General features: G+C 43.7%; 17 protein-coding genes, 6 tRNA genes and 1 pseudogene. 20 read left to right on the forward strand and 4 right to left on the reverse strand.

What is annotated here, in order from left to right; translation table 11 throughout:
• Nucleotide 1: 1 nt before the first annotated feature.
• The 3 genes from htpG to V1225_RS07865 form a co-directional block, all read right to left on the reverse strand.
• A complete protein-coding gene (gene htpG, locus V1225_RS07855) occupies nucleotides 2-1,933 on the reverse strand; it encodes a molecular chaperone HtpG (protein WP_160201185.1) in 1,932 nt (643 codons plus the stop codon).
• Between the two features lie 174 nt (nucleotides 1,934-2,107).
• The gene (locus V1225_RS07860; RefSeq protein WP_160201184.1) at nucleotides 2,108-2,416 is read right to left on the reverse strand and encodes a metalloregulator ArsR/SmtB family transcription factor; all 309 of its coding nucleotides are present in this window, start codon (nucleotides 2,414-2,416) and stop codon (nucleotides 2,108-2,110) included.
• A 64-nt stretch (nucleotides 2,417-2,480) separates the two neighbouring features.
• Nucleotides 2,481-4,973, reverse strand: a complete 2,493-nt coding sequence (locus tag V1225_RS07865; protein WP_338545986.1) for a heavy metal translocating P-type ATPase — start codon at nucleotides 4,971-4,973, stop codon at nucleotides 2,481-2,483.
• A 565-nt stretch (nucleotides 4,974-5,538) separates the two neighbouring features.
• Between V1225_RS07865 and V1225_RS07870 the strand changes: the two genes are divergently transcribed.
• The 20 genes and pseudogenes from V1225_RS07870 to V1225_RS07965 all read left to right on the forward strand — a co-directional run bounded on the left by V1225_RS07870 (nucleotide 5,539) and on the right by V1225_RS07965 (nucleotide 21,777).
• Nucleotides 5,539-6,669 carry a helix-turn-helix transcriptional regulator gene (locus V1225_RS07870; protein ID WP_251630193.1) on the forward strand — a complete coding sequence of 377 codons (1,131 nt, stop codon included), beginning with the start codon at nucleotides 5,539-5,541 and terminating at the stop codon, nucleotides 6,667-6,669.
• Between the two features lie 56 nt (nucleotides 6,670-6,725).
• The gene (gene nudC, locus V1225_RS07875) at nucleotides 6,726-7,565 is read left to right on the forward strand and encodes an NAD(+) diphosphatase (protein ID WP_251630192.1); all 840 of its coding nucleotides are present in this window, start codon (nucleotides 6,726-6,728) and stop codon (nucleotides 7,563-7,565) included.
• Nucleotides 7,565-8,473: a thioredoxin-disulfide reductase gene (gene trxB / locus V1225_RS07880; protein ID WP_251612504.1), complete on the forward strand. Its 909-nt coding sequence runs from the start codon at nucleotides 7,565-7,567 to the stop codon at nucleotides 8,471-8,473. Before nudC ends, trxB begins: the two co-directional genes overlap by 1 nt.
• 49 nt (nucleotides 8,474-8,522) lie before the next feature.
• Complete coding sequence (locus V1225_RS07885; RefSeq protein WP_161908198.1) at nucleotides 8,523-9,176, forward strand: diphthine--ammonia ligase; 654 nt, start codon at nucleotides 8,523-8,525, stop codon at nucleotides 9,174-9,176.
• 243 nt (nucleotides 9,177-9,419) lie between these two features.
• Nucleotides 9,420-9,496: transfer RNA gene (locus V1225_RS07890), tRNA-Met, on the forward strand.
• A gap of 4 nt (nucleotides 9,497-9,500) precedes the next feature.
• Nucleotides 9,501-9,576 (forward strand) — tRNA-Val (locus V1225_RS07895).
• A 126-nt stretch (nucleotides 9,577-9,702) separates the two neighbouring features.
• Nucleotides 9,703-9,779 (forward strand) — tRNA-Asp (locus V1225_RS07900).
• Between the two features lie 96 nt (nucleotides 9,780-9,875).
• A tRNA-His gene (locus V1225_RS07905) sits at nucleotides 9,876-9,951 on the forward strand.
• Nucleotides 9,952-9,969: 18 nt separating this feature from the next.
• Nucleotides 9,970-10,044 (forward strand) — tRNA-Cys (locus V1225_RS07910).
• A 5-nt stretch (nucleotides 10,045-10,049) separates the two neighbouring features.
• A tRNA-Gln gene (locus V1225_RS07915) sits at nucleotides 10,050-10,124 on the forward strand.
• 417 nt (nucleotides 10,125-10,541) lie between these two features.
• Entirely contained in the window at nucleotides 10,542-11,234 is a 693-nt protein-coding gene (locus V1225_RS07920; protein WP_251612502.1) for a zinc ribbon domain-containing protein, read from the forward strand.
• A gap of 182 nt (nucleotides 11,235-11,416) precedes the next feature.
• Nucleotides 11,417-12,085 carry a response regulator transcription factor gene (locus V1225_RS07925; RefSeq protein ID WP_338545989.1) on the forward strand — a complete coding sequence of 223 codons (669 nt, stop codon included), beginning with the start codon at nucleotides 11,417-11,419 and terminating at the stop codon, nucleotides 12,083-12,085.
• A gap of 101 nt (nucleotides 12,086-12,186) precedes the next feature.
• Nucleotides 12,187-13,101 (forward strand): ATP-binding cassette domain-containing protein, encoded by a 915-nt coding sequence (locus tag V1225_RS07930; protein WP_161908196.1) that lies wholly within the window; start codon nucleotides 12,187-12,189, stop codon nucleotides 13,099-13,101.
• Nucleotides 13,094-13,921 (forward strand): ABC transporter permease subunit, encoded by an 828-nt coding sequence (locus tag V1225_RS07935; protein ID WP_161908195.1) that lies wholly within the window; start codon nucleotides 13,094-13,096, stop codon nucleotides 13,919-13,921. Before V1225_RS07930 ends, V1225_RS07935 begins: the two co-directional genes overlap by 8 nt.
• 24 nt (nucleotides 13,922-13,945) lie before the next feature.
• Nucleotides 13,946-14,854, forward strand: coding sequence for a HAMP domain-containing sensor histidine kinase (locus V1225_RS07940; RefSeq protein ID WP_160201175.1), 909 nt, complete (start codon nucleotides 13,946-13,948; stop codon nucleotides 14,852-14,854).
• An 85-nt stretch (nucleotides 14,855-14,939) separates the two neighbouring features.
• Nucleotides 14,940-15,893 carry a glutamine-hydrolyzing GMP synthase gene (gene guaA, locus V1225_RS07945; RefSeq protein WP_350339733.1) on the forward strand — a complete coding sequence of 318 codons (954 nt, stop codon included), beginning with the start codon at nucleotides 14,940-14,942 and terminating at the stop codon, nucleotides 15,891-15,893.
• A 145-nt stretch (nucleotides 15,894-16,038) separates the two neighbouring features.
• Nucleotides 16,039-16,959 (forward strand): carbon-nitrogen hydrolase family protein, encoded by a 921-nt coding sequence (locus V1225_RS07950; RefSeq protein WP_160201173.1) that lies wholly within the window; start codon nucleotides 16,039-16,041, stop codon nucleotides 16,957-16,959.
• A gap of 274 nt (nucleotides 16,960-17,233) precedes the next feature.
• Nucleotides 17,234-17,446: pseudogene (locus tag V1225_RS07955) on the forward strand (AbrB/MazE/SpoVT family DNA-binding domain-containing protein).
• Nucleotides 17,447-17,725: 279 nt separating this feature from the next.
• Nucleotides 17,726-19,978, forward strand: a complete 2,253-nt coding sequence (locus V1225_RS07960) for a U32 family peptidase (protein WP_161908194.1) — start codon at nucleotides 17,726-17,728, stop codon at nucleotides 19,976-19,978.
• A gap of 26 nt (nucleotides 19,979-20,004) precedes the next feature.
• The gene (locus V1225_RS07965; RefSeq protein ID WP_338545993.1) at nucleotides 20,005-21,777 is read left to right on the forward strand and encodes an ABC-F family ATP-binding cassette domain-containing protein; all 1,773 of its coding nucleotides are present in this window, start codon (nucleotides 20,005-20,007) and stop codon (nucleotides 21,775-21,777) included.
• A 92-nt stretch (nucleotides 21,778-21,869) separates the two neighbouring features.
• Here the strand turns inward: V1225_RS07965 and V1225_RS07970 are convergent, their stop codons facing one another.
• On the reverse strand, nucleotides 21,870-23,252 hold the full coding sequence (locus V1225_RS07970) for an ISNCY family transposase (protein WP_338545996.1): 1,383 nt from the start codon (nucleotides 23,250-23,252) through the stop codon (nucleotides 21,870-21,872).
• Nucleotides 23,253-23,679 lie beyond the last annotated feature (427 nt).

The following is a 23,679-nucleotide window of genomic DNA, read 5'->3' on the forward strand; positions in this document are numbered from 1 at the left end:
GTTATTTTGTTATCAGCTTACAGATGTCTTCACCTAGTTTCATCGGGTCTTCTACAGTGAGACCGGAGATCAGGACTGCCTGGCTGTAGAGCAGGTTTGCATAAGTTGCGACGAGATCTTTGCCGTCGTCTCCTTTTGCATAGGTTTCTTTCAGCGTTTCCATTACCGGATGGTTTGGATTGATTTCTAAAATGCGCTCTGCCTTTACATTCTGGTCTGTCGGCATAGCGTTGAGCACCTTTTCCATTTCCAGTGAAAGTCCGCCTTTAGTAGTCAGGCATACTGCGGAGTTTTTCAGGCGAGGGGACAGCTTTACTTCGGTGACCTTGCCTGCCAGGGTTTCTGTCAGGAATGCGAGAAGGTCTTTGCTTTCTTCTTCTGCTTTTTTCATTTCTTCCTGCTGGGCTTCTGATTCCTCAAAAGAAAGGTCTTCTGCGGAAACGGACTTAAACGGTTTTTCCTTGTAAGTTCCCATCATCTGCAGAACAAATTCATCGATTTCATCGGTCAGGTAAAGGATTTCATAGCCTTTATCCTTGATAAATTCAGTCTGCGGCAGCATGTCGATTTTTTCTACAGATTCACCTGATGCATAGTAGATTGCGTTCTGCGCTTCTCCCATTTTGGCAAGATATTCGTCTAGGGAAATCATTTTCTTTTCCATGGACGAGTAGAAAAGGACTAAGTCGGAAAGTACATCTTTGTGCATTCCAAAGTCGTCGTAAATGCCGTATTTTAACTGTCTGCCAAAGTGATTGAAGAACTGCTCGTAGCCTTCGCGGTCGTTTTTCATAAAGTCTGCCAGTTCTTTTTTGATTTTCTTTTCCAGGTTCTTTGCAATGTTGCGAAGCTGTCTGTCGTGCTGCAATGTTTCCCGGGAAATATTCAGTGTTAAATCCTGAGAATCTACGAGCCCCTTTACAAAGTTGAAATAATCTGGCAGCAGTTCTTTGCATTTATCCATAATCATCACGCTGCTGGAGTAAAGCTGCAGACCTTTTTCGTAGTCCTTAGTATAGTAGTCGTATGGTGTGTGTCCCGGAATAAACAGAAGGGCAGTGTAGCTGGAAACGCCTTCTACACTGGTTCTGATGACACGACAAGGATCCTGGTAATCGCCGAATTTACTCTTGTAATATTCGTTGTAATCTTCGGCTTTAACTTGGCTTTTGGCGCGCTTCCAGATTGGTTCCATGGTGTTTAGCGTATCCAGCTCCATGTAGCTTTCCATTTCCGGCATTTCGCCTTCTTTGGTTTCAGCATCTTCCTTTGGACGGCGCTTTTCGACCATCATCTGAATCGGGTAGCGAATGTAGTCGGAGTATTTTTTGATTAAATTGCGAATGGTATACTCTTCCAGGAATGTGGTATAGTTTTCGCCTTCGGTATCCTCTTTGATATGAAGTACGATTTCGGTACCTGGGCTTGTTTTTTCCGCTGGTTTGATGGTGTAACCATCTGCACCCTGGGATTTCCAGACGTTAGCTTCCTCGCTGCCGTAGGCTTTAGATGTGACAGTAACTTCGTCAGCCACCATAAATGCGGAATAAAAGCCAACGCCGAATTGTCCGATGATGTCAATCGGGTTTGTATCTTCAGATTTCTTTTCTTCAGCATGTTCTTCCTTAAAGGCAAGGCTGCCGCTCTTTGCGATGGTACCAAGGTTTGCTTCCATTTCAGCAGCGCTCATACCGATGCCGTTATCGCTGATGGAAAGGGTACGATTTTCCTTATCGGCTGTGATGTCAATGTGAAAGTCGGAACGCTTAATGCCGGTATCACCGGACTGCAGACTCTGGTAATACAGCTTATCCAGTGCGTCACTGGCATTGCTGATAAGTTCTCTTAAAAAAATCTCTTTATGGGTATAGATTGAGTTAATCATTAAATCCAAGAGTTTCTTGGACTCTGCTTTGAATTGTTTCTTAGCCATTGTCTCTCCTCCATAGTCTTCTACTCCGTGTTGTTAGCACTCGATAATAATGAGTGCTAAAACTCATATAATATAATGTACCACTTCTGGCAAAAAAGTCAAGAGGGATTCGAAAAGAAGTCAAAAATGAAAATGTAGTGGCCGTTTTGCAGCTCTTTACTGAGAATCAATAAATTATTCCAAAACATGTTCAAGCCCCTGTGCCATGATGGTAGCGACATGATCGTCAGCCAGTGAATAGTAGATGGTTTTTCCTTCTCGGCGGAATTTTACCAGGGCAGTCTGCTTGAGAACGCGCAGCTGATGAGAAATTGCGCTCTGGGTCATTGACAACGTATCTGCAATTTCCTGTACGCAGAGTTCCTGAGAGGATAAGATATACAAAATCCGGACTCTGGTAGGATCGCCAAAGACCTTAAATAGCTCTGCTAAGCTGTAAAGGGTTTCTTCCTCGATAGGGTGATCTGTTTTTTCAAAGTCCATGTTTCTTCCTCCGTATTTTTATGGATGGGAGGAAAGCAGCCTGAAGCGTTTCCTCCCGATAACATTATTTTTTGTATAGTGCTCTGATTGAGTTCAGTACGCACAGCATAGCCACGCCTGTGTCGGCAAATACAGCAAGCCACATGTTGGCAAAGCCGATAACGCCTAGAATCATGACAGCTGCTTTGATTACAAGGGCAAAGATGATGTTTTGCTTTGCGATTGCGTTTGTTGCTCGTGCAATAGAAATGGCGCTTGGAATAGAGTTTACCTCTGTTTGCATAAATACTGCATCGGCAGCTTCAATTGCTGCATCGGCGCCGCTTCCCATAGCAGCACCTACATCAGCTCCGGCGAGAACAGGTGCATCGTTGATACCGTCTCCGACAAACATAACGCTGCCTTTTTCTTCTCTCACTTTTGTCAGCATGGTCAATTTATCCTGCGGAAGCAGTTTTGCATATACCTGATCGATGCCTACTTGAGCTGCAACAGCTTCAGCGCTGTTTTTTGCATCACCTGTCAGCATGACGGTGTGAAGTCCCATTGCCTTAAGACGGCTGATGGCGTCTTTTGCATCAGCTTTTATAGTATCTGCGATGATGAGGCGCCCTGCAAATTTTCCGTCGATGGCGACAAAGACTTCGGCGCCGCTTGCAGCCTCAGAAAGTGTCGGCATAGCAATTTGATATTTTTCCATTAGTTTTTGATTGCCGCAGAGGACAAGCCCTTCTTTCATTTGGGCGACGATACCGTGTCCTGCGATTTCATTCCGCTTTTCTGGAACCGAAAGGGTGAGTCCTTTACCAGTGGCAGCGCTGACGATGCTGGTTGCGATCGGATGAGTAGAGTGCTGCTCACAACTTGCACAGATTGCAAGCAGTTCGTCCTCGCCATAAGTTCCGGCGGAGATGATTTTCTGCAGGAGGAAATTTCCTTCTGTAATCGTGCCAGTTTTGTCCATGACAACGGCCTTCAGCTTACCCAGGGCTTCTATGGAAAGTCCTCCTTTAAACAGGATGCCTTTCTTTGAGCCTGCACCGATGCCGGAGAAAAAGGCAAGGGGTACACTGAGTACTAGCGCACAAGGGCAGCTCATAACAAGGAAGGTAAGGGCAGTATAAACCCAGTAGTTCCAATTTCCTGTTGCCAGAGAAGGTACCACAGCAAGAAGAAGTGCAGCGATAACGACGCAAGGCGTATAGACTCTGGAGAATCTGGTAATAAAGCGGTCTAATTTCGGTTTACTTGCAGCAGCGTTTTCGACAGAATCTAAAATTTTGGAAACCATAGATTCGGAAAGGGGTTTTTCTACTCTGATTTGCAGTTGACCGGAAGTATTGAGGCAGCCGCTGGTTACAGCGGTGCCTGGTTTTGCGCTAACAGGAACAGGTTCTCCTGTGATTGGAGAGGTATCAATACGGCTTTCTCCATCTATGATCATGCCGTCCAGAGGGATTCTGTCTCCAGGACGGATAAGCAGGATGTCTCCGACTGCAGCTTGTTCTGCGGGGATTATTGCTACGGATGTTCCTTTTACTAAATTAACCACTTCGGGACGCATATCGATAGCATCCATGATCTGTACGCGGCTTTTCTCGACAGCTTTATGTTCGAAGTATTCGCCGATGCGGTAAAAGAGCATAACGCCTACCGCTTCTAAGTATTCAGCGATGATAAAGGCACCGATGGTAGCAATGCTCATCAGGAAGTTTTCATCAAAGATCTGTCCTTTTGTAATGTTTCTCAGGGCTTCTAAGATGATTTTTCCTCCCAGAATCAGGTAGGATATGACAGACAGTGCAATCATAATGCGGGGATCCAGCCCCATATGGTGGGTAATGACACCGCCTGCAAAGAGGAGGGCGCCTGCCAGAATCGTGCCGAGTTCCAGTTTGTCTTCTGAAATCTTTTTCTTTTTGGAATTGCTGCTGGCTTCTTTTGTATCTGCAACGCTGGATGGCTGTTTTGCCTGCATTGTAGCAGGATCTACGACTTTTACCTGAGATTCAATAGAACTGCAGATTCTGCGGATTTCTGGCAGCAGTGCATCACAGTCATCAGCAGCAATGCGAAGCTGTTTTGTCGCGTAGGTAATGGTTGCGTCTTTTATAGTCGGCAGCTGATTGATTTTGTCTTCCATCTTGGAAGCACAGTGGGCGCAGCCAAGATTTTCCAGTAGATAGATTTTTTTGTCTGCCTTAGCAAGAACAGCAGCGTCAACGTGGTGATGCTCATGCTCGTGGTGCTCATCGTGTTCGTGGTGGTCGTGCTCGCAATCGCAGTCGCAGTGTTCATGATGATGGTGCGAGTGTTCCTCATCTCCATCACCGCCGCTGTCATCTTCCTCACAGCAGTGCTCATGCTCATGGTGATCGTGGCCACAACCGCAATCGCAGATTTCTTCTTGGTGTTCATGGTGATGCTCATGGCTATGACCGCCGTCACAGTGTACACCGGCTTCGTGATGGTCGTGATGCGCATGACCGCAGCCACAGTGTTCATCGTGATGGTGAAGTAATGGCTGTAAAGAATTTCTTTTGTGAATTGCTTTCATTATAAAACCTCCTCTTTATCATTCAATTAACATGAATGAATGTTCATATGTTTATTTAATCATATATTGTGGCTGTTGTCAAGAGGAAAAGGCAAATTTTAAATAAGTACACCATAGAAGCAGTGTAAAACGTCAAAGAAAAACTGGAAAAAGGAAAACTTTAACCTAAATTGCGATTTTTATTAAATGATGTATAAAAGATTTTTGGCAGAAATCTTTACTTTTGCGTTTTATGCAAGATACTGAGTAAAGCTTCAAATAAACTTACGCAAAATGCAAAGTATCAACAAGGCAGCAGGGATAATATCTGTAAGAATAACCGGTAAGTATGTTTTTTCAGATGGTTTTATACATTTTTTCAGCATTTTATAATTTTCGGTTAAGAATCGCACATCCACTTTATACACTTTTTCAAGAAATACCTGTTTTAAGTTAAAATCATTGCACGGGTAAGACAATTTTCAGGTGGATAATTTTTTCTTCATGCCCTTGCCATGTTACTCAACTATCAGTTGGTTGCGGCTTTAGATATGTCTGTGGTAAAATATAAAAAAGGAGGAAGAGGATGGACACCAGGACTTTAGATTATGAGAAAATCGGCGCATTTATTGCGCAGCGGAGGAAGGAAAAGCATTTGACCCAGCTGCAGCTGGCAGAACTTTTAGGGGTAACAGATCGGGCAGTTTCTAAGTGGGAGAGAGCAAAGAGTTTTCCCGATGTATCAATATTGCATTCTTTATGTGATACTCTTTCGATTTCGGTAAATGAGCTCTTTGCAGGGGAACTGAGCACGCAAAGATGTTTTTGCGAACCAGAAGTCGGAGAGAGGATGCTTAAAGGGATTAGAAGTTATTTAAAAAAACAGAGAAAGAGAACAGTCGCAGCGTGGATGACTGTAGGTGTTCTGATGATTATAATTCTTTTTTCAGTAATTTTTTACTGGCAGAGTAAACAGCCAGTAAATTTTGCTGAAGGAGATTTTGTAATTCGTGAGATACAGGGAGTGCTTTCCGATGGCACGGTGTATACGCTTGCTACGGAAAGCGGGACTGAGGAAATAGCACAGAAGAGAATTAAGACGTTGCTGCAGAATATTGAAGGCATAGAGCGGCTTGATGCGAGGCAGCTTTATCAGGAATATTACATAGAAATAAAGGGGATTGGGATTTTTTATCAGAACGGATATTATGACGAAAAAAGTGCGTGTTATTATAGCTATGAACAGATTTGGTTTACTTATCTAGAAAATCTGGTGAGGAATTATGCAGAAGAAGAAAACTATATTTATAGAGGAAAGAAAGAGTTTGATTTTGGGGACAGATCTGTTACGCTGAACACAGAGGTGGTAGAAAAACCACAGGAACTGATTATAGATGAATTTTGTGATATGATCAAAGGGAATGAGGCAGGTTATAAATCGGCGCATGTGGAAAGTATTAAAATTTTGTCTATAGAAAATCTTTCTGATGATATACTGTTTTCTCATTCTGAGGTGGAAGCGATTCAAAAAGAAATTACATATCTCTCCTTGTATGATTATCGAGTATATGAAGTTGTTTCGGAATTTAAATATACTGAATCGCTCAAGGCTTTAGGACCGCAGATAAAAGAGGGTGTACGGCAGCAGCTTTTTCTCATTGGAGATAGAGGCGATGGCTATGAGATCTGTTATAAAACTTTTCCTTTCTTTCCTTGAATTTCGTGATAAAATAGAGTTGAAAGTAAATACTATTTTAGTCAGAGGTGTGACAAATGATTCAGGAATTAGGAGAACGGAAGTTGTACAACGAGTTTGAAAAGAAAGAGGCAGAGGCGGAAGATCGGGTCTTTGTCTTTGACGAGGATAGAATTTTAGTAAGGAAAGGTAGCAACGGCAGGCTGGCAGTGCCTAGTGCTGTTTTTTTCGAAGGGGCTGATCTGCAGTACCTTTTCAGAATTGAAGAAGATGGTTACTTTTTAATGAAAAGCGACGGGGAATCTGTAATTCAACAACTTTTGAATGATGGATATTTCTGGGAATCCACAAGGAATTTGCGGGATTTGGAACATAAGGAACTGGCCTTTGCGGCATCTACTGCACATCATTTATATCAATGGTACAGAAACAGCAGATTTTGCGGGAGATGCGGAAAGCGTCTGAAGCCCGATGATAAAGAGCGGATGATGCGCTGTGTTTGCTGTGGAAATACAGTGTATCCGAGAATTGCGCCAGCAGTTATCGTAGGGGTAATCAATGGTGATAAGATACTTCTTACAAAATACAATGGCAGAGCGTACAAGAAATATGCATTGATTGCAGGCTTTACAGAGATCGGCGAAACAGCGGAAGAAACGGTGAGTCGTGAAGTCATGGAAGAAGCTGGGCTTAAGGTAAAAGATATTACCTATTATAAGAGTCAGCCATGGGGAACGGACTGTAATTTGCTTTTGGGATTTTTCTGCCATGTGGATGGAAACGATGAGATTACCATGGATTCTGAAGAACTTTCTGTTGCGGAATGGGTCAGCCGAGATGAGATGGATGTTAAAGACGATGGCATCAGTCTGACGAGAGAAATGATGCGTATTTTCAAGGAGGGAAAAGTAGAGTGATGTATGACATTATAATTATTGGAGCGGGACCTGCGGGGCTTACTGCCGCTATTTACGGACAACGTGCCGGAAAGAAAACTCTTCTGATTGATGCAAAAGGATTTGGAGGGCAGATATTAAACACGCCGGAGGTAGAAAATTACCCGGGGATCAAGAAAATTTCGGGGTTTGAACTGGCGACAAGTTTCTATGAACAGGCGACAGAGCAGGGCGCTGAGATTATCTATGAAGAAGTGGTTTCTGTTGAAACTTGTGAGAATATAAAGCTCGTTGTGACAAATAACGGCAGCTACGAGGCGAAAACGGTTATTCTCGCTGCTGGGGCGAAAAATCGCCCGCTGGGTCTTCCAGAAGAAGAAAGATTTGTGGGAAGCGGCGTTTCCTACTGTGCAACTTGTGATGGCGCTTTTTTCAGAGGAAAAAAAGTGGCGGTCATCGGCGGCGGAAATACAGCCCTGGAAGATGCGGAGCTTCTTTCTGATCTGGCAGAAGAAGTCTATCTGATTCACAGAAGAGGCACTTTTCGCGGAGAGCAGACTGTCGTAAAAAGACTGCTCACTAAGGATAATGTAGAGTTTTATCTGGATAGCGTTCCTGAAGCAATTTTGGGAGAAGCGCTGGTGAATGGTCTTAAGATCCGTAATGTGAAAACAGAGGAAGTTACAACGCTGCAGGTGTCAGGCGTATTCGTCGCTATCGGACAGATGCCTGCAAATCAGGCGTTTTCAAAGGTAGTAGACCTGGATGAGAAAGGCTATATCATCGCTGGTGAAGACTGTCTTACAAAGACACCCGGCGTTTTTGCCTGCGGAGACTGCAGAACCAAGTCTGTTCGCCAGCTGGCTACAGCTACTGCCGATGGAGCCGTAGCAGCACTTGCAGCTGCAGCGCATGTGAATGGGTTGTAAAGGAAAATTTGTCTGCGGTAGAGTGATATGAATAGTAAGAGGAGAAAGCATGACAGAGAAGAAAAAATTTGTAGCATCATTTAGTACAGGCAAAGATAGCAGTTTAGCACTTTATAAAGCGATAGAAGCCGATATGGAGCCGCTGGGACTTTTAATTACTTATAATACAAACGCAGAGAAAGCTTGGTTTCACGGAGTGGGACGGGATGTGCTCGATAGACTTTCTGCGGCGCTGGAAATTCCAATCGATTTAATTATGACGGACGGAACAGATTACGAGGAAAGGTTCGAGGAGAAACTGCGTGAGTGGAAAGGCAGGGGCGCTGAGTACTGTGTCTTTGGCGATATCGATTTAGAAGCACATCTTAAGTGGGACAAGGATCGATGTGAGGCAGCAGGTCTTACAGGATATTTTCCTCTCTGGCAGATGGATCGCAAAGAAGCGGTGAAGGAACTTTTGAAAGCGGGATTTACTGCAAGAATCACTACAGTAAATACAAAATATATGGGTGCAGAGTATCTGGGGAAAGCATTATCTTTGGAACTGCTTACACGTCTTGCAGCAGAAGGTGTTGATGTCTGTGGAGAGAATGGAGAATATCATACGCTGGTTACAGATGGTCCACTGTTTAAACAGACTTTTGATTATGAGTTTGGAAAAACGGTTTTTGACCATGGATATGCAAAGCTTATGGTGGAATAGATCGTGTGCGAAAGTTTAAGAAAAACTTCTGAGGAATTTTAAAATTCCTATTGACAAACCTCCAAGAAAATGGTAATCTATTCAAGCTGTTCATTGAATGGAAAGATAGGCAGTGCAGGAAAGATACCTGCCGGCAGAATGTTAAGTTGCGACATATTAAAAGCATAAAATACTAAAAAAGTTCTTGACATTCTCAGCTAGGTTTGATAATATATTTCTTGCAGTGATTTGAAGAAACTATGTGGCGGTGTAGCTTAGTTGGCTAGAGCGTCCGGTTCATACCCGGAAGGTCGGTGGTTCGACTCCACTCGCCGCTACCACTTTGGGCGTTTAGCTCAGCTGGGAGAGCATCTGCCTTACAAGCAGAGGGTCATAGGTTCGAGCCCTATAACGCCCACCATTTTTCAAATCACTGACGCTTGTATGCGAGCTGTGTAAGTGATAGTTCCTCAGCTAGCAAGCAAGTGGCTTACGGAGGTCGTTTACTGTATTTGTAGTGGCAGTACGGTAAATGAACCGGTAATGCGGCCTGGTAGTTCAGTTGGTTAGAATGCCAGCCTGTCACGCTGGAGGTCGACGGTTCGAGCCCGTTCCAGGTCGCCAATTTTTTTAAAGTATATTTTGCTGTGGATGATGCAAAAGCTGAGCATAAATTGACGGTGAATTGCATAATTTCAGCAGAGTAGTATATACTATATGGTGGGTATCGTCAAGTGGTTAAGACACAGGGTTGTGGCTCCTGTATACGTGGGTTCGAATCCCACTATCCACCCCATATCATTTTTATGATTATGGCGACATAGCCAAGTGGTAAGGCAGAGGTCTGCAAAACCTTTATTCCCCAGTTCAAATCTGGGTGTCGCCTCCAAATGTTGGGGTATCGCCAAGCGGTAAGGCAATGGATTCTGATTCCATCATGCGCAGGTTCGAATCCTGCTACCCTAGCCAATCTATTGAAAATGCTTGAGTCGGGCGACTTGAGCATTTTTTTATTAGCAATAATAGGCAGTTCATTTTGCTAAGGTGAATTTGCTCAGTATAAATATAATAAATTTATAGAGGATTGATATATATATTTAGTAAATTTTCTTATAAGAATAGATATATAGGTATTTTGAAGATATAAGTAATGGTTCCATTGATGACAGACTTCTGCGGATTGACTATCGTTATCCACAGGGACGTGAACGTTTTACCGGTGGCGAAGATATCACTGTTTACGGGGTAGTGGGTGGTTATAGAGAAAATGATCCATATGTGCAGTCGTTATGAGTTAAATAACTTCAAAATATAGACATATGAATATATGCTATGATATAATATAAGAAAAAACTCAATACCGATATTTATATTAGGAGGTAGAAGATGTATTGCAGTAAATGTGGAACTAAGGCAGATGATGATGCTTTGTTTTGTGCATCATGCGGAGCAAAACTTGTACATATTGAGCCTGCTAAGGAAGAGAAAGTGATAGGAGCGGAGACAGCAAATAATCTGGAAGAGGCAGAACTTGCTCAAGGAGAGATCCCCATGGATGCAGTTGCTGCAAACAAAGCGAAGAGATTTAAATGGCTGATTGCAGCAGGAGTTGTAGTTGTGATTCTAGTTGTTTTCTTAATTTTGAAAATGACTTCTGCTCAAGGATATTTAGGCAAAATGCCATATGGTATTAACTTCGGAGAAAGCTATGAGCAAATTTTGGAAAAAGATGCTGACGCAGGGAAACCTAACTGGAATGATACGCAGGACATCAGTACACATGAATCGCTGGACGGAACATTTTTGGGTCTGGAGAAAGATGACCTGGAAATTAATTTGTCTTATGCATTAGGAACGGATAATTCTCTTCGGACAATCACTGAGGTAATACAGAGAACGAATGATTCTGATATTCCTGAAGGAGAATTATTTGACACTTTGCAGGAACGTATGACCAAGAAGCTAGGTGAACCAGAAACTACAACGTTGGGCGTGCAGTGGAAGGATTCTGATGGTATCACATTTGAATTACTTTACTTTGGTGATGATATCATATTTTTGACTATTTCACCGGAATAAATTGAACAATCTGAGAGGATAGCAGCAGCGGTCGGGCTTGTGTATTTGCAGCCTGACCGTTTTTTATTGGTTTCACAAACCACCCATTTTGATGTATAATGAACGCAGACGATTATACCAGCGTTGCTGCAAGGAATCGTCATGGTATAATGAACGCAGTTATGAAAACAGAGGGGGATTTCATGAAAAATATCGCAAAGACTATTGCAATCATAGATGATGATGTGCCAATCGGAGACATGCTCTGTGAGGTGCTCGAAAAGGAAGGTTACAGCGTGTGCAGAGCTTATTCGGGCACAGAGGCTCTCTATTTGCTTGCGCAGAAAAGACCGGATTTAATCCTGCTGGATTTAATGTTACCGGGTCTTTGCGGCGAGGAAGTCCTGAAACATACTTCCGGGATACCGGTCATCGTAATCAGCGCGAAAGTAGATGTAGAGGATAAAGTCAATCTGCTGATGAGCGGCGCTGTAGATTATGTGAGCAAGCCATTTGCAGTGAAAGAGCTTTTGGCGCGCATCGCGGTGCACCTCAGGACTGCGGTAACGCCTTCGGAGATTCTTTCTTTTGGGGATTTAAGACTGGACGAACAGCGCCGGCTGGTGACCGCAGCCAATCAGGAGGTAAAACTTACGAAGACAGAGTTTGCGATTTTGAAGCTGCTGATGCAGCAGGCAGGCGGCGCGATTTCAAAGTCAGCCATTTTGGAGCGCATCAGTTTCGATACGCCGGACTGCACAGAGGCTTCGCTGAAAATCCATGTCAGCAATCTTCGCAAGAAGCTGCGTGAGACTTCCGGCAGAGATTATATTGAAGCCGTATGGGGAATTGGATTTAAGCTGACAGAATAAACCTTGTAAAAGCTTTACGAAATCTTTACATTTTTCTTTACCGCTTTCTTTACCGTCTGCTTGTAAACTGATAGGCGTGAAGAGAAGGAGGTATATCATATATGGAATACGTTTTAACGACGGAGGGTCTGTCCAAAAGCTACAAGCAGTTTAAGGCGCTGGACGGACTTTCTATGCATGTGCCGAAGGGCTCTATTTATGGGTTTGTAGGAAGAAACGGCGCGGGAAAAACGACACTGATTCGGCTAATTTGTGGTTTGCAGGAGCCATCTGCGGGAAGCTTTGTCCTCTATGGGAGAAAAAACTGCGAGAAATCAATTGCAGCAAGCCGCAGCAGGATGGGTGCTGTGGTAGAAACGCCATCTATTTATGGCGAGCTTACGGCTGTCGATAATCTAAAAATGCAGTGCAGGATGCTGGGACTGCCGTCTTTTGACGGTATTGCGGAAATTTTGGCGTTGGTAGGACTTGGGCATACCGAAAGAAAGAAGGCGAAACATTTTTCTCTTGGTATGCGCCAGAGACTGGGGATTGCCATTGCCCTTGTAGGAAATCCTGATTTTCTGCTGCTAGACGAGCCGATTAACGGATTGGATCCGCAGGGGATTATTGAAATGCGGGAATTAATTTTGAAGCTGAATCGGGAGCATCAGATTACGGTACTGATTTCCAGCCATATTTTAGATGAACTTTCCAAGCTGGCGACCCATTATGGGTTCATTGACGGCGGCAGAATGATGAAAGAAATCAGTGCGAAGGAGCTTGAGGAGGTTTGCCGCAAATGTGTGCGCACGGAGGTTTCAGATACGAAACGTCTTGCAGTAGTCCTGGACCGCATGGGAATCGAGTATCACATTTTCTCAGAAAAACAGGCTGATATCTATGCGAAGGTCAACGTTTCAGAACTTGCGATGGAATTGGCAAAGGAAAATTGTCAAATCATTTCAATGGAAGAACGGGACGAAAGTCTGGAAAGCTACTTTGTCAGTCTGGTGGGAGGTGCAAGTCATGAATAATTTAATTTTGGCAAATTTGATGAGATTAAAAAAATCAAAAATCTTCTGGGGCATTGCGGCTTTTATGGCAATGTTGGGATTTTTTTTCGCTTTTATGAAGAAACAGGTCCGGGACAGTGGAATGGACGCTACCCTGGAAAGCGGGGCTTTTCAGTACGTGGCGCTTGTTGGAATAGTGATTGCCGTATTTTGTGCAATTTTTACAGGAACGGAATACGCTGACGGAACGCTTCGAAATAAGATTATTGCAGGACACCAGCGGTGGGAGATCTATCTGTCGACGTTTGTGGTATGCAGTCTTACCTCGATGTTTTTCTGCCTGATTCATATGGTCTGCTACCTTGGATTGGGCGCGGTGCTTTTGGGCGGCTTTGGCGAGGCAGTTTGGGCGATGGTGATTTTTGCCGGCTGCGCTCTGATGTTAAGCGTCTGCTTTTCCGCAATTTTTACGCTGGTTGTGCTTTTGTGCCACAACAAAGCAGCCTCTGCGGTAGCCTGCATTCTTTTGGCGCTGCTGCTGCTTTTTGCCGGTTCTTATATAAAGGGGTTGCTTGATGAACCGGAGGTTTACGGAGGCTATTACATGGATGAAACGGGAACGCTGCAAAATGCTGAGCCGGAACCGAACCCGAGATATATTTCCGGGACTACGCGGGATGTCTATACATTTTTATTGGATGCGACGCCGGGCGGACAGCAGATACAGGTATCCACGATGGAAAATGATAAACCATGGCTGCTGGCTGGCTACTCGGCGGTTATATCGGTTGCGGTCACGGCTTTGGGTATTGCGCTGTTCAGAAAAAAAGAACTGAAATAGAGGCTAAGATAAAGGACGTGTTTTATGGTATTTTTCTTATGGGGAATAATCGGTGTTTTAGGCTGCACTGTGGTAGTGCTTGGCTATAAGCTTTATGGAGTTAGAAGAGCGGCAGAGGAGATTCAGCGGGAATTCGCGCTGCGTCTTGAAATGGATACAAACACGTTGATTCATCTGTCACATCAAGATCCCGCAATGCGAAAGTTGGCGGCGGCAATCAACGACCAACTGCGCAGGCTGCGCAAACAACGTATGCATTTTTTGCAAGGGGATACGGAGCTAAAGGAGGCAGTCACGAATATTTCTCATGATCTTAGAACACCGCTTACGGCAATCTGCGGTTACCTGGAACTTTTAGAGGATATAGAAAAAGACGAGGTGGCGGAACGCTATCTGACACAGATTACCAGCAGGGTGGAAGTGATGAAGCAACTGACGGAAGAACTCTTTCGCTATTCGGTAGTTGCTTCGGTGAAAGAACTGTCGGAGGAAACGCTGGACTTGCGTAGGGTGCTGGAGGAAAGCCTACTTTCCTATTACGGCGCTATGCAGCAAAGAGGTATTATGCCGAAAATCAATATATGCACAGAGCCGGTTGAACGATATCTGGATAAAGCGGCGGTGAATCGAATTTTCGGTAATGTCATCAGCAATGCACTGAAATATAGTGATGGAGATTTTGAGGTAACCATGAGTGCAGGTGGTGTAATCATTTTTGCTAATACAGCAAGGGATTTAACATCACTGGATGTGGAGCGACTTTTTGATCGGTTCTATACAGTGGAGACAGGCAGAAACAGCAGCGGTCTGGGACTTTCTATTGCAAAGCTTTTAACGGAAAAAATGGATTGTACTATAGAGGCCGAATATGTGTGTGATAAGCTGCTTATTATTCTAAAATTTCCTTGCATGGGAGAAGACGGTAGGCTATAATATTTGGTATGAAAAATATTGTACGCTATTTTCTTTAACAATATATGGAGGAAAAAATATGGAAAAAATTGTACGTCCTGAGTCGATGGAAAGAATCACAACTGCCGCATTGGCAGAGGCTTTCATTTCCGAACAGGTGGAAGAAGTGAGAAAACAGGTTGGGGATAAGAAGGTACTGCTGGCGCTTTCCGGCGGGGTAGACTCCTCTGTCGTAGCGGCGCTTTTGATTAAGGCAATCGGAAGCCAATTGGTCTGCGTGCACGTAAATCACGGTCTTCTGCGCAAAGGCGAGCCAGAGCAGGTAGTAGAGGTGTTCAGAAACCAGATGAACGCGAATTTGATTTACGTAGATGCTGTGGATCGTTTTCTGGACAAGCTTGCCGGTGTGGATGAACCTGAGAGAAAGCGTAAGATTATCGGCGCGGAGTTTATCAGAGTATTCGAAGAGGAGGCTCGCAAGCAGTCCGGCATTGAATTCCTGGCACAGGGTACAATTTATCCGGATATTTTAGAAAGTGATGGAGTTAAGGCGCACCACAATGTTGGCGGTCTTCCGGAAGACCTGCAGTTTGAACTGGTTGAACCGGTGAAGCTTCTCTTTAAGGACGAGGTCAGAGTGGTAGGAAAAGCGCTGGGACTGCCTGACAACATGGTGTTTCGTCAGCCGTTTCCTGGTCCTGGACTTGGCGTTCGCTGTCTTGGCGCGATTACAAGAGAACGTCTTGAAGCGGTTCGCGAGTCTGACGCAATCGTTCGTGAAGAGTTTGCGAAAAATGGGCTTGAGGGCAAGGTATGGCAGTATTTTACCGCGGTGCCTGATTTTAAATCTGTAGGCGTAAAGGATGGCGCAAGAAGCTACGAATATCCAGTCATTATTCGTGCGGTCAACACTGTGGACGCGATGACTGCAACGATTGAAGACATCGACTGGTCGGTGCTTCACAAGATTACCGATAGAATCTTGGCTGAGGTTGAAGGGGTAAACCGAGTGTGCTATGATTTGACACCGAAGCCATGCGGCACCATTGAGTGGGAATAAATTATAAAAAATCCTACATTCCTTGAAATGAAAGGAAACAACAGGCTGGCGCTCCTTGGAGCGCCGGCCTGATTTATGCTTGTCGACGGGAGTGTTTGCTGTTATAATGAAAGAAACAAATCGGTATTTGAAGGAGAGAATCACTGTGAAAGACATCAAAAAAATCTGCAAAATTGCATTGGTACAGGCAGAGCCTGTTTTGTTTGATAAAAAAGCATCTCTGGAAAAGACACTTCGATATATCGACGAAGCGGCATCCCAAAATCCAGACCTAATCGTTTTTCCTGAGCTTTTCATTCCCGGCTACCCGATTGGAATGAACTTTGGTTTTAGCATGGGCAAGCGAACTGAGGAAGGCCGAAAGGATTGGAAACGGTATTATGATGCTTCTGTTGTTGCCGGGGCTGAGGAATTCAGAGAACTTGCCGACAGAGCGAAGAAGACAGGTGCCTATATTAGTCTTGGCTTTTCTGAGCGGGATGCGGTCAACGGGACGCTTTATAACAGCAATGTCATTTTCGAGCCGGATGGGACCTATAAGGTGCATCGCAAGTTGAAACCGACCGGATCAGAACGGACTGTCTGGGGTGACGCAAACAAGGATTATTTTCCGGTGACAGAAACGTCGTGGGGGCCGATTGGCAGCCTGATTTGCTGGGAGAGCTATATGCCTCTTGCCAGGGTAGCACTTTATCAAAAAGGAATCACCATCTATATTTCGCCGAATACGAACGACAATCCGGAGTGGCAGGCTACGATTCAACATATCGCGATTGAGGGCAAATGCTACTTTATCAATGCGGATATGATTGTTAGACGTTCCTCCTATCCTTCTGACCTCAATGAGAACAAAGCGGTTCTTCAGCTGCCGGAAATGGTCTGCAGTGGGGGCAGCTGTATCATTGATCCCTATGGGCATTATGTGACAGAGCCTGTTTGGAATGAGGAAACGATTATCTACGCGGAGCTTGATATGGATTTGCCTGCTGCGTGCAAGATGGAGCATGACGCGGTGGGCCACTACGCAAGGCCGGATGTACTGAAGCTGCTTGTCAATGAGCAATAACTTCTGGTTTATCAGAAGCTTTCTATTAATAAATGTCTTGGAAAAAGGCGGGGAATGCGGTTGTATTTTCCGCCTTTTGTAATTCTATTTTGACACTAAGAAAATGAGCGACCCAAAATAACAGGTGAAATATTAATAAACCTGCGAATTTTTTTCCGTGAGTGCACAGAAAATACAGCCCCATATAAAATAGACGTTTTCGTGGTTCTATTGTCATTTTGGGAAAAAAGAAGTATGTCTAGTTATATAAATTATACTTATGAGATAGAAGAAAATGAAAGCACCTGAAGGAAAATATGTATGAACAGCCAGTGCCGGTGAAAAGGAACAGATTGTAATACCGAAACAGGCTCGTGATATTTTGGGGATTAAGCCGGGAGATACGCTCCTCCTGCTTTGCGATATTGAGTGTGGGATTGCGATACCTCCGAAAGGAGCATTTGCCGAATTGTTCGGTATAGCATATGGAGAAAAGGGCGGTGATTGAAGAAAATAGCCTTTTGTATCCCTGCACATGGTAAACCCAATCCCATGCTGCCAGTTGCAACAGAACTGGTGAAACATGGAGATGCGGTCAGGTTTTATTCGTTCAACGAATTTGAGTGCTGTAAATTTGCATTTTGAACCGTGTGATATCTAAAAGAAAACGACAGAGTATTTGAAGCTGAAAAGACAGCTGAAAGTGCTATTTTTCTTGCATTTTGGCAGGCGATGCCGTATAATGCATGGCGGAGGCGATAACTACTAAACCAGACGGGAGGAACCAATGACTGAACTATTAGCTCCGGCGGGAAACATGGAAGCGTTAAAGGCTGCGATTGCAAACGGCTGCGACGCAGTCTATTTGGGGATGCGGAAATTCGGCGCCCGCGCTTATTCGTCCAACTTTGATACGGAATTATTAAAAGAAGCGGTTGCTTATGCGCATCTCAGAAATGTAAAAATATATGTAACCATGAATACGATTGTATTTGAAGATGAGATTGACGACATGAAGAAGCAGCTTCAGCTGCTGAATGAGATTGGCGTAGATGGTGTCATCGTGCAGGATTTAGCGGTTTTTGACTATGCTGTCAACCATTTTGAGGATATGGAAGTACACTGCTCGACCCAGATGGGCATTGATGACCTTGAAGGCACTTTACTTTTCAAAGAATTGGGTGCTAAAAGAGTTGTTCTGTCGCGAGAAGTCGAAATTGAAAAGGTGAAAGAAATCAAACGGACTGCGAAGATACCTCTGGAAATCTTTGTCCACGGCGCTCTGTGTGTATCTTACTCAGGAAATTGTCTTATGTCCGGTCTCATCGGATATCGGAGTGGAAATCGGGGCAGATGTGTTGGATCCTGCCGCAAACCTTATGAACTAATTGACAGGACCACAGGCGAGTCTTTTGGAAAAAACTACCTGTTATCGACCAAGGACTTAAATACCATCGACTATATAGAGGAACTTAAGGAAATCGACTCTCTGAAAATCGAGGGGCGTATGAAAGAGCCTGCCTATGTGGCAAACGTCGTTTCAAAATACAGAGCCGCACTGGATGGCAAGGTGACAGTAAGTGACAAGGAAGATTTGAAAAAAACTTTCAATAGAACCTTTACAAAAGGGTATCTGTTTCACGAGGACCCGAAAGACTTGTCCAATATTCAAAGACCGAACAACTTCGGTTACGAGATTGGCAGAATTACAGGATTTTACAAAGGCATGTATGAAATCACCCTGGATAAGGTATTAAATCAGAACGATATCATCAGAATCGATGCTGGAGGCGAAGACGTTAATCTGTCCGTTGTAAAACTGTACGACAGAGAGGGAATGCTGATTAACAAAGCTGAAGATGTTTGCTATATCAAAATAAAAGAAAAGCTATCCATAGGAGACGTAATCTATAAGACGAAAGACTACCTGTTTTATAATGAGCTGGGAAACGGTTTACAAGACGAATTCAGACGATTTCCGCTACATATGAAAGTTTACGCTTATCCCGGTGCAAATCTGGTCATTGACGCAGAAGGGCTGGGATGCAGCTACTTGTATGAAAGCGGAGAAATTTTGGAAGAGGCGATGAATAATCCGACCACTAGAGAGCAAGTTGTGAAACAGCTTTCTAAACTGAAAGACACAGTCTTTTCCCTTGGTGATGTGGAATTTGAAGAGTACAACGCTTTTATTCCGGTGAAAATGCTCAACAGCGCCAGACGCACAATCGTCCAGGCCTTATACGACGCAAAGATTACAGGCAAAGCACGACGTACGAAAATTCCCGAGGCGAAAAAGAAAATCTCTTTCGCACAGAAGAATCCGTATCTTACTGTTTCCGTTACGACAAAAGCGCAGTATGACGCCTGCGTAAAGTGCGGCATAAAGGAAATCTATTTTGACAATGTTATTCGAAGAAATCAAATTACTTATGAAGAAAAAGAAGGGGAACTTTTGATCGGCGGATACGGCGGAATCTATTATTACAGAGACCGCAATCCATTTGTCACCGACTATTCTCTAAATGTAGTAAATGCAGATAGCTGCTACGAGCTTTTTCGACTGGGCGCAAAGCGAGTAACTTTGTCCTATGAGTTGAACAAAAAGCAGATTGGTGATCTAATTGACGCATACTATGCAAAAAATGATGGCTATCCAGCTTTGGAAATGGTGGTATACGGACGTGCACCGTTGATGTTCACAAAGTATTGTCCTATGAAAAAAATGAATCAGTGTGGTAACTGCAGAGCAAAGACCTACGAGATGAAAGATGAATACGGTACCTTTCCGATTCTTTCCCATGGTGACTGCACAACCACGATTTTGAACGGCAAGATACTGAATCTTCTAGATGAAATACCGTCCATTAGAGGTATTGAGGCTTTTAGACTGAACTTCACCATTGAATCAAAAGACGAGGTAGTCAAAGTAGTTAAAGCAGCGCAGCAAAAGCTGAACAGCGCAAATGCTACAGCTAACAAACCTCTTTTCAATCAGGAAACAGATACCAGGGGACACTTTAATAAAGAAATTATCTAGCAATAGTAGAAACGAGGATAAAAAGAATGATTCGAGTAGAAAAACTATCTTACGGTTTTCCTGCAAAAGATTTATATCACGACATTTCGTTTTCTTTAGAAACAGGGCAGCACTGCGCTTTAATCGGAAGCAACGGAAGCGGCAAATCAACGTTAGTCGATATGCTGATACAACCTGACGAATATCTTTACGACGGAAAAATATACAGATCAGAAGATTACAGAATTGGATATGCTAGCCAGTTCAATGCAAAAGATAAATTACAGGATTGTACTGTTTTTGAATATCTCAGTGAAAGATTTTTAAAAATCCAGAAAGACATCGCTCAGATTTGCGAAGAAATGGCGACAGCGGAGGATATGGAGGCGGCACTGGAAAAATATCAGCAGCTTCTTGACATAAATGAAGCCATGGACGGGGACAATTATGAAAGCAATATCCGCAAACAGCTGTACATCGCACATATGAGTGGTCTCGCAGAAACAAAGCTGTCTAAGATTAGCGGTGGTGAATACAAGGTTCTGCAGATTATGAGAGAAATGCTTCTTGCACCGGATTTGCTGATTTTGGATGAACCCGATGCATTCTTGGATTTTGCCAACCTGAGCAGTCTCTGTCAGTTAATCAACGAGTATAAAGGAACTTTGCTGGTGGTGACTCACAGCAGATATCTGCTCAATCACTGCTTTAACAAAATCCTGCATTTGGAGAATGCAGATTTGCAGGAATTTGACGGCAATTACACGGAATACCGCTGTTCTATTTTTAGAGAAAAGTTGAAACTGAGGATGCAAAATGCAGCGGAGCAGGAGGAAATTGAACGTACAGAACAGATGGTTCAAATCCTTCGCAAAAGAGCAACGGATATGGTGAATCCGGTCATCGGAAGGTCTGTCAATGCAAAACAGTCTCAGCTTGATCGTCTGCGCACAAGGCAGATTAAGGCTCCCTTTATTGAAATTCGTGAGCCGGAAATCGTGCTGCCGGAGGTTTCGGCTGCTGAGTCTGGAACTGAAACAAAGAAAACTGTACTTCACGTTGCAGATTATGAGGCAGCGTTTGATGAAGACTTGCTGCAGAATGTGAATTTTCAACTGTTTGCAGGGGAAAAGGTGACGATTGTTGGCGCAAACGGCACAGGTAAGACTACTTTAATCCGTGACATTTTGGAAAATGATAATCCTTCCATTTATATAGACGAGAACACAAAGTATGCGTATCTGTCACAGCTACAAGGCGTATTACACGATGAAAGCAAGACTGTATATCAGGTTCTGCAGAATTATGGCTTTGAGACAAAGGAAAGGGCGCGTGGATACCTTGCAAAGTTTTGCCTGGAAGAAGCGCTGCTGGATCAAAGAGTAGGGCAGCTTTCTGGAGGTGAACAGAATTTGCTTCAGATTGCCCTCATCACAAATTCAAACGCAGAGCTTTTAATTCTCGACGAACCGACCAGTCATCTGGATATTTACGCGCAGATGGCCTTGGAAAAAGCGATTTCCGAATACAGAGGAGCGGTGCTCATGGTCAGTCATGACTTTTATTTAGCAGCAGGATGTGCGGATTATGTGCTTTTAGTAGAAGATAATACTGTCAGACGCATGCGAACGAAGAATTTTCGTAAAATGGTGTATGATAAGTATTTTGACCGAAATTACCTGGAAACAGATAAACGGAAGCAGGAGCTGGAAGCAACCATCGCTGCAGCCTTTAAGCGTGACGACTTTGCCGCAGTGGAGAAACTGTGCGGAGAATTGGAAGAAGTGAGCGCTGAAGGATTCAGAAAAAAAGAACAATAGAAAAAAGAGAAAAAGGTACTGTCAACCGTAATTGAAAAAGTCCAAAAATAAGTGCAATATTAGCACCAAAAAGCAAGGGTTACCGTGAGCAGTTAAACAGCCCAGGTTGCTTCGTTACCATACATAGCGTAGACATGTTTCATAAAGTTATCTTTGCGCCAAGGATGATGCATAGGCGGGATATTTTGCTTCTTTGGCTTCTTCGCTGCTGCAAGTTCTTTTTCTGTATTGAAATTCCGAGATACTTCTTCATGCAACGGAATCTCTTCCAAGGCGTAAATTCGCCCGTTTACGTTGCAAAACAGCCTGCCGCTAAGGGTCTGCGCTACCAGCACCTGCGTTCCTTTGTAGTAGTTTGTATGCATGCCGGATTCATCCAACATTTTGTACCGATGGTTGTTGAACCGAATGGAATGACCGGCATCCACTATACGGGGTGTGAGCAAGGAAAGAAACAGGTCGATTTTGTCTTTTGAGGGTTGTGTTTCAAATACAGACGTGGTAGGATTAAGGGGTAGAGCGAACTGTGCGTTGAATTTCTTTATGTAGGAGTGAAGGAATTCATTTGCCTGCTCCAGGTTTTTCACGCCTGCCAGTCGTAATTCGACAGGCAGGCGTGATTGTAAGGTTTTAAAAAGACGTTCAACTCTGCCCTTGGCTTGTGGTATACTGGTTGTTTTTAAATCGACACCGAATTGCTTGCATGCATAAGCAAACTGCGTAAATGTATCATTCTCCAAATTTGGAGAATTTTTCTTTTTGTATTCAAATACGGTTCTGCGGTCAGTGTAGAACATATAGGGAATGCCATAATTTTCAAGAATTTGGCGGAAGACCTGGTAGTATCCATGTAAGGTTTCCTGGCTGTCAAAATATGCGCCGACAAGGGTTCCCGTGGCATCGTCAATGGCGGCATGCAGATGGCTTTTGTTTTCGCCAAACCAAAGATGTACAGACGCATCCATTTGAATCATCTCACCGGCATAGGAACATCTGGCTCTGGTAGGATGTGCATCTTCCAGGTCAACGATTGCAGTCTGAAGGCTTTCTTTTTCTGTCTTTGATGTTGCAGTATCCTTTTGGGTTTTTAGCTTGTCTTTGAGTTTCCTGCGAGTCCGTTTCCATGCAAGGGGAGAGAGAATGTCATGAGAGTAAAGCAGATTTCTGACGGTTCCCTCTGAGACCCGGATATCTTCATTCTCAGCCAATTTTTCTGTGAAATGCGTAAGGTTCGAATCATAGTATTTGTTCTGGTAGAGAAGCAGGATAGACTCTTTTAACTCCTCAGAGAGAGCAGATGCAGGTCTTCTGCCTTTGTTTCCGTGGGAAAAGAATTCTTTTCCCTGCGTCTCATAACCTTTGAGCATTCGGTTTACGTGGCGGACGGTACAGCCTAGCTCGACGGCAGCTCTTTTCTTGTTTCCGTTTGTTTCTTTTAGCTTTTTAATCACTTCGTACTTTTTCTGTTCTTTCATTCTAAGTTCAACCTTTCTGATAAAAACCACCTCCGAAGAGATAGTTTACTATGATATGTGTTTTTTAGGAATCCTTTTGGGACATTTTCTCTTGCGCTTTCTTAAGACATTATCACTTTTGGAGCAGAAACAATAGAAAAAAGAGAAAAAGGTACTTGACGGAAGGGGAAAAGGGTGATATATTAAGAAAGCTGTCTTGCAGGGGGAACCCCACAGGCAGACTTGCCACAGAAAACTCCCAGAAAAGGAGAAGAAAAAAGCTCGAAAAAACTTCAAAAAAGAGGTTGACATAAGAGCCAAAGAGTGGTAAGATAAATAAGCTGTCGCAAGGACAGCAGTCCGCTTGAAAGAGCAGACAGAACCTAGACAACTTCATAGTGTAGAAATTTAGTCAAAACAAATTTGAACAATCAGCAAATTGGTAAGA

The organism is Emergencia sp. JLR.KK010, assembly GCF_037018265.1.
GTDB lineage: Bacteria > Bacillota > Clostridia > Peptostreptococcales > Anaerovoracaceae > Senimuribacter > Senimuribacter intestinalis.